The organism is Marinoscillum sp. MHG1-6 (assembly GCF_024714475.1).
In the GTDB taxonomy this organism is placed as follows: Bacteria; Bacteroidota; Bacteroidia; order Cytophagales; family Cyclobacteriaceae; genus JAMZMI01.
Genome location: NZ_JAMZMI010000003.1, coordinates 551,202 through 563,927, shown reverse-complemented (window position 1 = coordinate 563,927; position 12,726 = coordinate 551,202). Strand labels below are relative to the sequence as shown.

Annotated in this window: 14 protein-coding genes; all 14 read left to right on the top strand. The window is 42.3% G+C overall.

Annotated elements, in window-relative coordinates:
* The first annotated feature begins 8 nt into the window (after positions 1-8).
* Positions 9-881 carry an ACP S-malonyltransferase gene (gene fabD, locus NXR94_RS09610; protein WP_258104405.1) on the top strand — a complete coding sequence of 291 codons (873 nt, stop codon included), beginning with the start codon at positions 9-11 and terminating at the stop codon, positions 879-881.
* A gap of 157 nt (positions 882-1,038) precedes the next feature.
* On the top strand, positions 1,039-1,704 hold the full coding sequence (gene cmk, locus NXR94_RS09605) for a (d)CMP kinase (protein ID WP_258104404.1): 666 nt from the start codon (positions 1,039-1,041) through the stop codon (positions 1,702-1,704).
* Positions 1,694-2,587: a 4-hydroxy-3-methylbut-2-enyl diphosphate reductase gene (locus tag NXR94_RS09600; RefSeq protein ID WP_258104403.1), complete on the top strand. Its 894-nt coding sequence runs from the start codon at positions 1,694-1,696 to the stop codon at positions 2,585-2,587. The genes cmk and NXR94_RS09600 overlap by 11 nt, the downstream gene beginning before the upstream one ends.
* Before the next feature lie 113 nt (positions 2,588-2,700).
* On the top strand, positions 2,701-4,065 hold the full coding sequence (locus NXR94_RS09595) for a Na(+)-translocating NADH-quinone reductase subunit A (protein ID WP_258104402.1): 1,365 nt from the start codon (positions 2,701-2,703) through the stop codon (positions 4,063-4,065).
* Between the two features lie 12 nt (positions 4,066-4,077).
* The gene (locus NXR94_RS09590) at positions 4,078-5,268 is read left to right on the top strand and encodes an NADH:ubiquinone reductase (Na(+)-transporting) subunit B (protein ID WP_258104401.1); all 1,191 of its coding nucleotides are present in this window, start codon (positions 4,078-4,080) and stop codon (positions 5,266-5,268) included.
* Positions 5,255-6,004 (top strand): NADH:ubiquinone reductase (Na(+)-transporting) subunit C, encoded by a 750-nt coding sequence (nqrC, locus tag NXR94_RS09585; RefSeq protein ID WP_258104400.1) that lies wholly within the window; start codon positions 5,255-5,257, stop codon positions 6,002-6,004. Before NXR94_RS09590 ends, nqrC begins: the two co-directional genes overlap by 14 nt.
* A gap of 8 nt (positions 6,005-6,012) precedes the next feature.
* Positions 6,013-6,687, top strand: coding sequence for an NADH:ubiquinone reductase (Na(+)-transporting) subunit D (locus NXR94_RS09580; protein ID WP_258104399.1), 675 nt, complete (start codon positions 6,013-6,015; stop codon positions 6,685-6,687).
* A 12-nt stretch (positions 6,688-6,699) separates the two neighbouring features.
* A complete protein-coding gene (gene nqrE, locus NXR94_RS09575; RefSeq protein ID WP_258104398.1) occupies positions 6,700-7,311 on the top strand; it encodes an NADH:ubiquinone reductase (Na(+)-transporting) subunit E in 612 nt (203 codons plus the stop codon).
* Between the two features lie 82 nt (positions 7,312-7,393).
* A complete protein-coding gene (locus NXR94_RS09570; protein WP_258104397.1) occupies positions 7,394-7,954 on the top strand; it encodes a DUF502 domain-containing protein in 561 nt (186 codons plus the stop codon).
* Between the two features lie 238 nt (positions 7,955-8,192).
* Positions 8,193-8,807 (top strand): GNAT family N-acetyltransferase, encoded by a 615-nt coding sequence (locus tag NXR94_RS09565; RefSeq protein WP_258104396.1) that lies wholly within the window; start codon positions 8,193-8,195, stop codon positions 8,805-8,807.
* A complete protein-coding gene (argG, locus tag NXR94_RS09560) occupies positions 8,804-9,991 on the top strand; it encodes an argininosuccinate synthase (protein WP_258104395.1) in 1,188 nt (395 codons plus the stop codon). Before NXR94_RS09565 ends, argG begins: the two co-directional genes overlap by 4 nt.
* A 4-nt stretch (positions 9,992-9,995) precedes the next feature.
* On the top strand, positions 9,996-10,961 hold the full coding sequence (gene argC / locus NXR94_RS09555) for an N-acetyl-gamma-glutamyl-phosphate reductase (RefSeq protein ID WP_258104394.1): 966 nt from the start codon (positions 9,996-9,998) through the stop codon (positions 10,959-10,961).
* Positions 10,962-10,972: 11 nt separating this feature from the next.
* The gene (gene proC / locus NXR94_RS09550) at positions 10,973-11,770 is read left to right on the top strand and encodes a pyrroline-5-carboxylate reductase (RefSeq protein ID WP_258104393.1); all 798 of its coding nucleotides are present in this window, start codon (positions 10,973-10,975) and stop codon (positions 11,768-11,770) included.
* Positions 11,771-11,780: 10 nt separating this feature from the next.
* Positions 11,781-12,725, top strand: a complete 945-nt coding sequence (locus NXR94_RS09545) for an N-acetylornithine carbamoyltransferase (RefSeq protein ID WP_258104392.1) — start codon at positions 11,781-11,783, stop codon at positions 12,723-12,725.
* The last annotated feature ends 1 nt before the right edge of the window (position 12,726 follow it).

Below are 12,726 nucleotides of genomic sequence, written 5' to 3'. Positions count from 1 at the left end.
CAACTTCGATGAACGCATATGTATTTCCCGGTCAGGGAGCTCAGTTTTCAGGTATGGGTAAGGACCTTTACGAAAGCTCTGAAAAAGCAAAAGACCTTTTTGAAAAAGCCAATGAAATTTTGGGTTTCCGTATTTCGGATGTCATGTTTGAAGGTTCCGATGAGGAATTGAAACAAACCAAAGTGACCCAGCCAGCGGTATTTCTTCATAGCGTTATTTCCGCATTGGTTTCTGATAATTTCAAACCTGAAATGGTTGCAGGTCATTCGCTTGGAGAATTTTCAGCGTTGGTGGCCAATGGAGCATTAAGCTTTGAAGATGGATTGAAGTTGGTTTCGAAAAGAGCTCAGGCTATGCAAAAGGCCTGTGAACTACAAGAATCGACTATGGCAGCTGTTTTAGGGCTAGAAGACGCAGTTGTAGAGCAAGTATGCCAGGAGATTGATGATGTGGTAGTGGCGGCAAATTATAACTGTCCGGGACAATTAGTGATTTCTGGCTCCGTTAAAGGAGTGGAACTCGCTTGTGAAAAATTGAAGGAGGCTGGAGCAAAAAGAGCGTTAATACTTCCTGTTGGAGGAGCATTCCATTCTCCAATCATGGAGCCTGCGCGTGAAGAACTTGCGGAGGCTATTCAAAGCACGAATTTCAGCCCTCCGAGCTGTCCGGTATATCAGAACGTGGACGCCCAACCACATTCAGATGTGGAAACTATCAAGGCTAACCTCGTGTCTCAACTGACTGGAGCGGTTAAGTGGACTCAAATTGTTCAGGCGATGATTGCAGATGGAGCAAGTAGCTTTACGGAGTGTGGACCAGGTAATGTACTTCAGGGTTTGATCAAGAAAATTGACAGAGAAGCAAATACTGCTCATATTTAAATTAAATTTGGATTATGGCCTCAATTAAAAGATATACGCTCTTATTCGTTTTCGCCTTTGCCCTGATTTTGTCAGGTTGCAGGAAGGGGCCTACCAGTTCCAAAAGACAGATCAAAAAGGGCAAGCCCATTCCTTGCCCTCTTAAGGATTGTTGATTATGAAGAGAATCAACATTGCCCTTGATGGTTATTCCGGTACAGGGAAGAGTTCAACCGCCAGGGAAGTGGCAAAGGCCTTAAATTATACCTATGTTGATAGCGGCGCCATGTATCGGGCGACCACTCTTTTTTTTATTAGGAATGATATCGATCCCAGGGATCATAGCCAGGTAGTTCAGGCACTCAAAGAGATCCATCTCAACTTTGATGATAATGAAATCAATTTAAATGGAGAGAATGTGGCTTCAGAAATTCGCACCATGAAGGTGAATGAAATGGTTAGTCACATTTCTGCGATCAAAGAGGTCAGGCAGGAGATGGTCAGCCAGCAGCAGGAGATGGGACATTTCAAAGGTCTGGTGATGGATGGTCGGGATATCGGTACAGTGGTGTTTCCTGAAGCGGAATTAAAGGTGTTCATGACAGCCAGTGCGGATGTTCGGGCGCTTAGAAGGCAAAAGGAACTCGCGGAAAAGGGAATTGAAGAGGAACTTTCTGCAATAAAAGCCAATTTGTTAGAAAGAGATCAAATTGATTCGAACAGAAAGGAGTCTCCGTTGGTTAAAGCAGAAGATGCTTTAGAATTGGACACTTCCAAATTGACTTTTGAAACACAAGTGGGTAAAATTGTAGAGTGGGCAAAATCCAGAATCTATGAAAGTTGAAATAGATCAGAACTCAGGTTACTGCTTTGGCGTAGAGTTCGCCATTCAAATGGCGGAGGATGAAATGGCCGACGGCAACCATTTGTATTGTCTTGGGGATATTGTGCATAATGATATGGAGGTAGAACGTCTCTATAATAAAGGACTCAGGACCATCACCCATGAAGATCTGGCCAATATCAAAGATTCAAAAGTATTGATCCGTGCTCACGGGGAGCCCCCGGAAACTTATAAGTTGGCTATTGAGAATAATCTGGAACTTATCGATGCATCTTGTCCTGTCGTACTCAAGCTGCAGAATAGAATCAAACATAGCTACGATAAATCTGAGGAGGTTGAGGGACAAATAGTTATATATGGGAAAGATGGTCATGCTGAAGTAGTCGGACTAACCGGTCAGACCAGAAATACTGCTATCATAGTTACTACTGAAGCCGATTTAGAAAAAATTGACTTTACCCGCCCGGTAACGTTGTATAGCCAAACAACGAAAAGCACCAAAGGATTTTATCATATAAAGCAACTCATTGAGGAACGAATAGCCGAAGCCAAAGGATCTCTCACGGATGAGGACTTTAATGCGAATGATAGTATTTGTCGGCAGGTTTCCAATAGAGAGCCTAAAATGCTGGAATTTTCTTCCAGGCATAATGTGATACTTTTTGTAGCCGGGAAGAAAAGTTCTAATGGGCGTGCCCTCTATGAAGTGTGTCTTCAGAATAACCCACGCAGCTATTATATCCAGAGTGAGAAAGAAATAGACCTTAGTTGGATAAAATCAGATGACAGTATAGGCATCTGCGGAGCAACGTCTACTCCTGGCTGGTTAATGGCTCAGATAAAGGATTTTTTGTTGAGCAAGGAGCCCGTTTTGCAAGGGTGAAAACCCATTTTTTGGGTTGGGAAAATAGTTTCTCAACAAATCCTTCATTCGTTTCATTTGAACATTTTTTTACTATTTTTGCCGTGATTTTAAGTAGACCGATACGTTAAAAAATGTCGAAAACGATTAAGCTAAAGAAAGGTTTTAACTTAAACCTGGCCGGGAAGCCGGAGAAAAAAATCACCGAAATCTCCCAGCCTGAAACCTTCGCAATCAAGCCTACAGACTTTATTGGAGTTGATCGTCCCAAGCTTCTTGTCAAAGAAGGGGACAATGTAAAGGCAGGTTCACCGATTTTCTACGTGAAACCTTTTGAAGATGTCAAATACGTATCTCCGGTGAGTGGGGAGGTCGTGGAGATCAAAAGGGGTGAAAAAAGAAAGGTGCTTGAAATCAAAATTTTAGCGGACAAGACTGTAGAGTATGAATCATTCAAGTCTTACTCCGTATCAGATCTGGCCGGACTGTCAAGAGAGGAGATTGTGAATCATATGTCACAAGGCGGTGTTTGGCCGTCATTGATTCAACGACCTTATGGAGTGATCGCCAGTCCTGAAGATACTCCGAAATCAATTTTCATTTCTGCATTTGATTCCAGTCCATTAGCTGCTGATTATGCCTTCATCCTTCAGGGAAAAGAGCAATACTTTCAGGCAGGATTGGATGTACTTAAAAAATTGACTCCGGGTCTTGTTCATTTGAACATTGATGGTGATGCTGAAGTGGCCGGTGTTTTTTCTCAGGCACAGGGAGTAGAGATCAATAAAATTAGCGGAGCTCATCCGGCAGGTAATGTGGGGGTTCAAATCCATCACCTTGATCCTGTGAACAAGGGCGATATTGTTTGGACGACAACGCCGTATTTCGTTGCTCAAATCGGGCGACTCTTTATCGAAGGAAAATATGACGCGTCTAAGTTAGTAGCCATCGCGGGTAATAGCGTTTCGGCACCGGCTTACGTGAAAACATACATTGGTGCCCAGGCGGGCAAATTAGCCGAAGGCAATGTAGAAAGTGGCAAACTGAGATATATTTCAGGAAATGTGCTTACAGGAGAAGCTGTAGGTAAGGACGGTTATCTAGGGTATTATCACAACCAGATTTCTGTTATTCCTGAGGGAGACTATGAGGAGTTTTTGGGATGGATTTTGCCTTCTTCAACAAAATTGAGTTTCCACAAAGCATTCGGTCTGCTTTCATTCCTTGGCGGAAAGAAAGAGTTCAAGGTAGATACCAACACTCACGGTGAGCAAAGGTCTTTCGTGGTAACGGGTGCTTTTGAAAAGGTACTTCCTATGGACATTCTTCCAACTTATCTATTCAAGGCAGTTCTTGCAAATGATTACGATGGAATGGAAGCATTGGGAATCTTCGAGGTGATTGAAGAGGATGTAGCTCTTTGCGAGTATATAGATCCTTCTAAGAATGACCTTCAGAAAATTTTGAGAAAAGGAATTGATTTAGTTCAACATAGCTAATAGAGAGGTTTAATGAAGTTATTAAAAAACCTATTTGATGGCCTGAAGCCACAATTTGAAAAGGGAGGGAAACTTGAGAAGTTCCATACCCTGTACGAAGGGCATAGAACGATCGTATTTGCTCCGGACATCACTACCGGTAAAAAGGGAACACAGATCAAAGATGCAGTAGACCTTAAAAGGGTGATGTTCACCGTGGTGATCGCCATGATCCCTTGTTTGCTTTTTGGTATTTGGAATGTTGGACACCAGCACTTTATCTCAACAGGCGTTGAAGGATCTCTGGTAGATAAGTTATTGATTGGAGCCTTGGCGGTTATTCCTATTCTTATCGTTTCTTACGCCGTTGGTTTGATCACTGAATTTGTTTTCTGTGTGGTGAGACAACATCCGGTGAGTGAAGGATTCCTGGTAACAGGTATGTTGATTCCATTGGTAATGCCTCCAACCATTCCACTTTGGCAAGTTGCATTAGCGACCATTTTTGCTGTGGTGATCGGTAAAGAAGCATTTGGTGGAACAGGGATGAATATTCTTAACGTGGCATTAACGGCACGGGCATTCTTGTATTTTGCCTATCCATCACAGATTTCCGGAGAGGTATGGACATTCTTTGGTGACGCACAACCAGTAGATGGTTATAGCGGAGCAACCGTATTGGCTTACGGAGCGAGTGCAGCTCAAAATGGCACCGATATGATGGCAGACATGGCAGGTCACTGGTATGCCGGGATGTTTGATTTTTGGAACATGTTTGTTGGAGTGATCCCCGGATCGATTGGAGAAACTTCTACTTTGATGTGCCTGCTAGGTGCATTGATATTAGTAGGAACCGGTGTAGGTAGCTGGAAGATCATCTTTAGTGTTTTCTCAGGAGCTTACCTAATGGGTCTCCTTTTCAATATGATTGGTGGAAATTCATTCCTTGAACTTCCTGCACATTATCACCTGGTGATCGGTGGATTAGCTTTCGGAGCTGTATACATGGCGACAGACCCTGTATCCGCTGCTCAAACAGAAACAGGAAAATGGATTTACGGATTTTTAATCGGTGTGCTAACCGTGTTGATAAGAGTAGTAAACCCTGCTTACCCTGAAGGAATCATGTTGGCGATCCTGTTCATGAACGTGTTCGCTCCATTGATTGATTATTACGTAGTAGATGCTAACAAAAAAAGAAGACTGAAGCGTGCAACGATCTAATACATACATCATCATATTTTCGGCTGTCCTTACCATTATTCTTGGTGGTATGCTTTCTCTTGCATCTGTTGGCCTAAAACCAGCTCAGGACAAGCAAATCGAGCTGGATACCAAGAAAAAGATTCTTGGGGCTGTAATGGATATCTCCAATATCAAGGACCCTAATGAAATTCTGTCCCTTTACGATCAAAAGGTAACTTCCATCGTTGTGGATGCGGAAGGTAACACGGTAGAGGCGGATGCTAAGGGGAATAAAATTGTCGCTGAAAAAGTAAGCGTTCAAAAGAATTACAGACTTGATAAGAGCGAGCGACTGTACCCGGTTTATATGTTTAAAAACGAATCCGGAAAGACAGAAGCTTATGTATTTCCAATGTTCGGAGCTGGTCTTTGGGATTGGATCTCAGGTTACATTGCTTTGGATGGAGACTTGAATACCATTAGAGGTATTGCATTTGACCATAAGCAGGAAACTCCTGGTCTTGGAGCTAGAATTACTTCACAGGAAATTCAGGGAAGATATGTTGGAAAGACCATTTTTGAAGCTGGTGAATTAGTATCAGTGTCAATGGTGAAGGGTGAAGGTAATGCTGGTTTGACGGATCATCAGGTTGATGGAATGTCAGGAGCGACGATGACCGGAAAGGGAGTTAACCGCATGCTTGAAGAATATTTAGGTTGTTACCAACCGTTTTTTGATAAAGTGAAATCAGAAGGTAATCTGGCACTTAACTAAGAAGGACTATGAGTACAGAAACTGTAGAAGTTAAAGAAAAGGTAGAGAAAAAGCCTGCCGAGCCTTTATTCTCGAAGAGAAGAAGAGGTATCGTTAAGGATCCTTTGAGCGACGATAATCCGATTACCATCCAGGTACTTGGTATCTGTTCTGCCCTTGCGATTACCATTAAGATGGAGCCAACGATCGTGATGTCAATAGCGGTAATATTCGTTATCGTATTCTCTAACCTGATCATCTCATTGATGAGAAACCTTATCCCGGGAAGGGTTAGGATCATCGTGCAGCTTGCTGTTATTGCAACATTGGTGACCCTGGTAAGTGAAGTACTTAAGGCATATTACTATGATATGTATAAAGTGCTTGGAGCTTTTGTCGGGCTAATTATCACCAACTGTATTGTGATGGGTAGACTGGAAGCCTTTGCGATGGGTAATAAACCTTATGACTCAATACTAGATGGACTGGGTAGTGGTTTCGGCTATGCCTGGATCATTATGGTGGTTGCCTTCTTCCGTGAGTTGTTCGGATCAGGTTCAATCCTGAACTTTAAAATATTCGAAGCTATTGGTTGGGATACTTTCCCTACGAATGGTTTGATGGTTGATTCCATCGGTGCATTTATGGTGCTTGGTGTCCTTATCTGGGTACAAAGGACTAAAACTGGATACGTAGAACATTAATAGAGATAGAGCATGGATATTTTTAACATTGCATTAAAAGCAACTTTTATCGATAACATGATCTTTGCCTATTTTCTGGGCATGTGTTCATTCCTTGCGGTATCTAAAAAGGTGTCTACAGCCTTCGGTTTGGGAATGGCGGTTGTGTTTGTTTTGACGATCACTACACCCGTTAACTGGTTGCTACAGGAATTTGTCTTAAAAGAAGGAGCGCTTAAATGGATGGGTGCAAGCTTTGAAACAGTCGACCTTACATTCTTGCAGTTTATCATGTTCATTGCTGTAATCGCTTCTATGGTTCAGCTTGTGGAGATGGTAATTGAGAAATTCTCTCCTGCACTATACGGTTCATTGGGAATTTTCTTGCCGCTAATTGCGGTAAACTGCTCAATTCTTGGAGCGTCACTTTTCATGGTACAAAGAGACTATACTATTGCTCAGGCCACCGCTTATGGGTTTGGTTCTGGGTTAGGCTGGTTCCTTGCTATAATCGCTCTGGCAGCCATCAGAGAAAGACTGAAGTATTCTCACGTTCCGGCTGGTCTTAAAGGCTTAGGAATCACCATGTTGATTACCGGATTGATGGGATTGGCATTTAAATCTTTTATCGGCATTGCCCTTTAAGAAGAAAAGAAATTGAAAAATATTCTAAAGGCTTTGCAACTATGCAAAGCCTTTTCTGTTTAATGCCATATATTTTTAGGACATGAATATACATCCTGTAGTTAATTACTTCCTGAAAGGCTTGTTGTTGGTTGTTCCGATTGGGTTGACCATCTACATCATTTCTGCAATGGTTGTTTGGATAGATAACCTCATCCCAATAAAAATTCCCGGTATCGGTATTTTGACGGTGCTACTGGTAACCACCGGGGTTGGGTATATTGCCAATACCATCATCGCCAAGCCTGCGATAGAAACTTTAAATAGTTGGATTAAGCGGATTCCTCTGGCAGGATTCATTTATACTTCCATTAACGACCTGGTGGATGCATTTGTGGGAGATAAAAAACGATTTGATCAGCCGGTATTAGTTCCATTGGACGAGAAGGGGGAGATATTAAAGCCGGGATTCATTACGCAAACTGACCTTGAAGAAATTGGATTGCCAGGTAAGGTGTCCGTTTACATGCCGCACTCCTACAACTTTTCAGGAAACCTCATTATCATCGAAAAGTCGAGAATTATCCTTTTGAAAGGGAAAAATACTGAAATTATGAAATACATCGTTTCGGGAGGAGTTTCAGGTAAAATTGAAATTAAATGAATTATATTCTGTCAAATTTGAATTTTTTAGATTAAAGTTTGTTCCTATAACTTAATAGCTACTTAAATTTGCAATCTTGTTTTTTTAACACAGTGGAGAAAAGAATTGTCATATCATTCCCTTTGAGGAGGCCTAATACGCCGAGGCGCTCTGCCTGATAGATAAACTATGGCTGCTTACGTAGCGTGCCAATCCCTCGATTCTTTCTAATATCTTTACCACTAAAGCAAAAAACACCATGAATAAGTTTGTTGTATCTGTAGCGGATGCATCACATGAATATTTAGCCAACGAAATTTGCGAGCTTATTGCAGAGAGCGCCCGACAAAGAGGTACGGGTATTGCAAAGCGCTCACCAGAGTATGTAGCTGATAAGATCAAGCAAGGAAAGGCTGTAATCGCACTGACCTCCAAAAAGGAATTGGCAGGGTTCTGCTATATAGAAACATGGGGTCACGGCAAATATGTTGCTAATTCGGGTTTGATCGTTCATCCTGACTTCCGTAAGCATGGGCTGGCTCAGGCCATAAAGGAACGTGCTTTTAAACTTTCCAGAAAACTTTATCCAGAAGCCAAATTATTTGGGTTGACGACCAGCCACGCGGTGATGAAGATCAATTCAGATCTGGGCTATCGACCTGTTCCGTTCTCGGAATTGACCGATGACGAAGTGTTTTGGAAGGGATGTAGTAGTTGTGTGAACTATGCAATATTAACTAGTAAGAATCATCAAAACTGTCTATGTACAGGTATGCTTTACGATCCTGAAGAAAAGAAACGTAAATGGGAGAAGAAGCGTAAGGAGGTTGCTCAGAAATTGATGATCTGGAAACAAACAGTAAGAACAAAATGAGTGAGAAAAAGATAGTATTGGCCTTTAGTGGAGGATTAGATACCACGTATTGCGCTATTTATTTATCTAAAAGCTTTGGTGAAGTTCACACGATCACAGTGAATACCGGAGGTTTTGATCAGGAAGAACTTGGCCAGATTGAGGCCAGAGCTAAATCATTGGGAGCTGCCAGTCATGTAACAGTTGATGCCACTCCCGATTTTTATAAGAAATCTATCAAGTACCTAATAGCTGGTAATGTGTTGAAGAACAATACTTATCCGCTCTCGGTAAGTGCAGAACGTGTTTTTCAGGCAACTGAAATTGCTAAGCATGCCATTGAAATTGGAGCAGACGCCATTGCTCATGGGAGTACAGGTGCTGGAAATGATCAGGTGAGATTTGATATGATCTTCAATATCATGTGTCCTGAAAAGGAGATCATCACCCCGATCAGGGATTTGAAATTGTCTCGGGAAGAAGAAATTCAGTTCCTTGTTGATAATGGTATCGAAGGGAATTGGGAAAAGGCATTGTACTCTGTGAATCAGGGGCTTTGGGGAACTTCTGTTGGAGGCAAAGAGACACTTACATCAGATCAATACCTACCTGATACAGCCTTCCCTTCTCAATTGAAAAGGGAGGGATCCGAAGAAATTGAGATTACATTTGAGAATGGCGAACCAGTAGGACTTAATGGTGAGGCTCTTAGCCCGATCGAATGTATTGAGAAAATTGGCGCCATTGCATCTCAGTATGCTATTGGTAGGGATATACATGTTGGAGATACCATCATTGGTATTAAAGGGCGAGTAGGGTTTGAAGCACCTGCTCCATTAGTGGTGATCAAAGCGCATCACGCGCTGGAAAAGCATGTTTTGGGTAAAAACCAATTATTGATCAAAGATCAGTTGGCACTTACTTATGGAAACCTTCTGCATGAAGGTCATTACCTGGATCCGGTGATGAGAGATATTGAAGCGCTTCTCGAGTCCTCTCAGAAATATGTTTCCGGTAAAGTGAAGGTGCATTTCGCACCATACAGATTCTATGTGGTAGGCATTTCGTCTCCTAATGACATGATGCAATCATCTTTTGGTAAGTATGGTGAAATGAACAATGCATGGACCGGAGATGATGTGAAGGGTTTTGCCAAGATCTTCGGTAATCAAAACATGATCTTCCATAAAGTACATAACAGCTAAGACCATGATCAGAGCGGGAATTGTTGGAGCTGCCGGTTATACAGCCGGAGAGTTGTTCCGTATTTTAGTAAATCATCCGAAAGTAGAGATAACTCAAGCACAAAGTGAGAGTCAGGCAGGTAAGCCAGTGACAACCACTCATTCTGATTTGGTGGGAGATACTGATCTTACCTTCGACGGTGGTCTCGATTATGACAAGGTAGATGTAATTTTCCTATGCAAAGGGCATGGTGAGTCCGTTAGATTTTTAGAGGCTAACCCTGCTCCGGCATCGGTTAAAGTGGTGGATTTAAGTCATGATTATCGTTTAAAACGCGATGGCAATGATTTTGTATATGGGTTGCCAGAAATCAACAAGGCATTGATCATGGATGCGCAAAAAGTAGCGAATCCGGGATGTTTTGCTACTTGTATTCAGCTGGGGCTTTTGCCGGCAGCACAGGCGGGCTATATTGAATCTGATGTGCATGTATCGGGAATTACCGGCTCTACAGGTGCTGGTCAATCCTTGAGTTCCACCTCTCATTTTTCCTGGAGAAATAATAATATGAGTGTGTATAAGGCATTCACTCATCAGCATTTGGGAGAAATAGGACAAAGTCTAAATCAGGTTTCCGGAAAGGACTTTGATATCAGCTTTATTCCTTATCGTGGTAATTTCACGAGAGGTATTATTGTGACATCATATTTCGATTCTAAAGTGCCTCTAAAGGAGGCTTTGGAGAAGTATAAGTCTTTTTACCTTGATGAACCTTTTGTTCATTTGGTAGATGAGAACCCGGATATTAAACAAGTGGTCAATAGCAATAAGGCCTTAATATATTTGCAGAAGCATAATGATAAGCTGATGGTTATCAGCTTGATAGATAATTTATTAAAAGGAGCATCAGGCCAGGCGGTTCAAAATATGAACCTTATGTTTGGGCTGGAAGAGGAAGAAGGACTAAAACTAAAATCAGTGGCATTCTAAACCTTTAAGCCATGAGTCAAAAACACATCGCCATTATCGGAGCCGGTAATTTGGGTATCTCTATCGCAGAAGGAATTGTAGATGGAGGTCTGAAAAAGAGCTCAGAGGTCTTCCTTACCAGAAGGCATATTGAAAGTATCTCTTATCTCAAAAACAAGGGATACCAAACAATAACATCCAACCTGGAAGCTGTTAAGCAATCTCGAATTGTGATGTTGTGCGTGCAGCCTAAACAACTGCCTAAGGTACTGGAGGAGATCAATCCGGTGCTGACTGAAGATCATGTTTTAGTATCGGTGATCACCGGTGTGATGCTTGCAGAAATTGAAAAGCAAATTACTGTAAAGGCCACGGTCATCAGGGCTATGCCGAATACCGCCATCGCCATTGGCGAGTCGATGACGTGTATTACTTCAAATGGAAATGAAGCTGAGGTAAAGGAAATACAGGCTTTGTTTGACGCATTAGGCAAAACACTTGTGATTGATGAGAAATTGATGCAGGCGGCGACCGTATTGGGAGCCAGCGGGATAGCTTTTTTCATGCGTTTTTTAAGGGCAGCTACCCAGGGTGGGGTACAGATGGGCTTTCATTCTGAAGAAGCTCAACTGATCGCCGTGCAAACAGCTAAAGGAGCAGCCTCCCTGATACTTGAAAACGGAAATCACCCGGAGGTGGAGATCGATAAAGTAACCACTCCTCAGGGCTGTACGATTGAAGGGTTGAATGAAATGGAACATCAGGGATTGAGCTCAGCGATCATTAAAGGTTTGATGGCTTCCTACGAGCGCATCTCTAATATCAAATAACGACTGACCTATGAATCAATTTTTGTCAGTAGATGACGTAAAAGACCCAATGGCATTGGTCAATGATGCTATTTCATTGAAAAAAGATCCTTTTGCATTTCAATCCCTGGGTAAAAATAAGACGATGGGGATGCTCTTTTTCAATTCTAGTCTAAGGACAAGGATGAGTACCCAAAAGGCAGCCAGAAATCTGGGTATGGATGTCTTGGTTATGAATGTAACGCAGGATTCATGGCAGATCGAAACACAGGAAGGTGCTATCATGAATTCAGATAAGGCAGAGCATATCATGGAGGCGGCTGCGGTGATGGGACAGTATTGTGATATTCTGGGGGTTCGTTCCTTTCCGGGGTTGAAAGACCGTGAGATGGACTATAGCGAACACCTGATTAAATCTTTCGTAAAGTATGCCGGTGTTCCGGTGGTGAGCCTTGAGTCGGCTACATTGCATCCATTGCAATCTTTGGCAGATTTGATCACCATATCAGAACATTGGCCAAAAAGGAAACCTAAAGTGGTTCTGACCTGGGCGCCCCATATTAAGGCTTTGCCACAGGCAGTTTCCAATAGTTTTTCGGAATGGATCCAAAAAATGGATGTTGATTTCACAATTACGCATCCTCAAGGCCTCGAACTCGCGGATAAGTTCACGAAAAATGCTACATTAGAATATGATCAGCTTAAAGCATTCGAGGGGGCTGATTTTATCTACGTAAAAAACTGGTCTTCATATCAAGACTACGGAAAAGTAATAGATCAGCCTGAATGGATTGTTGATAGCGCAAAAATGGCGCTCACTAACGATGCAAAGGTGATGCATTGTCTGCCAGTAAGAAGAAATGTGGTGATAGCGGATGAGGTTATGGATAGTGAGAACGCCCTGATGATCGAGCAGGCGAATAATCGAACTTATTCGGCTCAGGTAGTGCTCAAGGAATTACTACAAAGGCTATAGA

Bases quoted from the DNA above. Each gene is read 5' to 3' on its own strand.
- fabD (WP_258104405.1), top strand. From the start codon at position 9: ATGAACGCATATGTATTTCCCGGTCAGGGAGCTCAGTTTTCAGGTATG.
- cmk (WP_258104404.1), top strand. From the start codon at position 1,039: ATGAAGAGAATCAACATTGCCCTTGATGGTTATTCCGGTACAGGGAAG.
- NXR94_RS09600 (WP_258104403.1), top strand. From the start codon at position 1,694: ATGAAAGTTGAAATAGATCAGAACTCAGGTTACTGCTTTGGCGTAGAG.
- NXR94_RS09595 (WP_258104402.1), top strand. From the start codon at position 2,701: ATGTCGAAAACGATTAAGCTAAAGAAAGGTTTTAACTTAAACCTGGCC.
- NXR94_RS09590 (WP_258104401.1), top strand. From the start codon at position 4,078: ATGAAGTTATTAAAAAACCTATTTGATGGCCTGAAGCCACAATTTGAA.
- NXR94_RS09580 (WP_258104399.1), top strand. From the start codon at position 6,013: ATGAGTACAGAAACTGTAGAAGTTAAAGAAAAGGTAGAGAAAAAGCCT.
- nqrE (WP_258104398.1), top strand. From the start codon at position 6,700: ATGGATATTTTTAACATTGCATTAAAAGCAACTTTTATCGATAACATG.
- NXR94_RS09570 (WP_258104397.1), top strand. From the start codon at position 7,394: ATGAATATACATCCTGTAGTTAATTACTTCCTGAAAGGCTTGTTGTTG.
- NXR94_RS09565 (WP_258104396.1), top strand. From the start codon at position 8,193: ATGAATAAGTTTGTTGTATCTGTAGCGGATGCATCACATGAATATTTA.
- argG (WP_258104395.1), top strand. From the start codon at position 8,804: ATGAGTGAGAAAAAGATAGTATTGGCCTTTAGTGGAGGATTAGATACC.
- argC (WP_258104394.1), top strand. From the start codon at position 9,996: ATGATCAGAGCGGGAATTGTTGGAGCTGCCGGTTATACAGCCGGAGAG.
- proC (WP_258104393.1), top strand. From the start codon at position 10,973: ATGAGTCAAAAACACATCGCCATTATCGGAGCCGGTAATTTGGGTATC.
- NXR94_RS09545 (WP_258104392.1), top strand. From the start codon at position 11,781: ATGAATCAATTTTTGTCAGTAGATGACGTAAAAGACCCAATGGCATTG.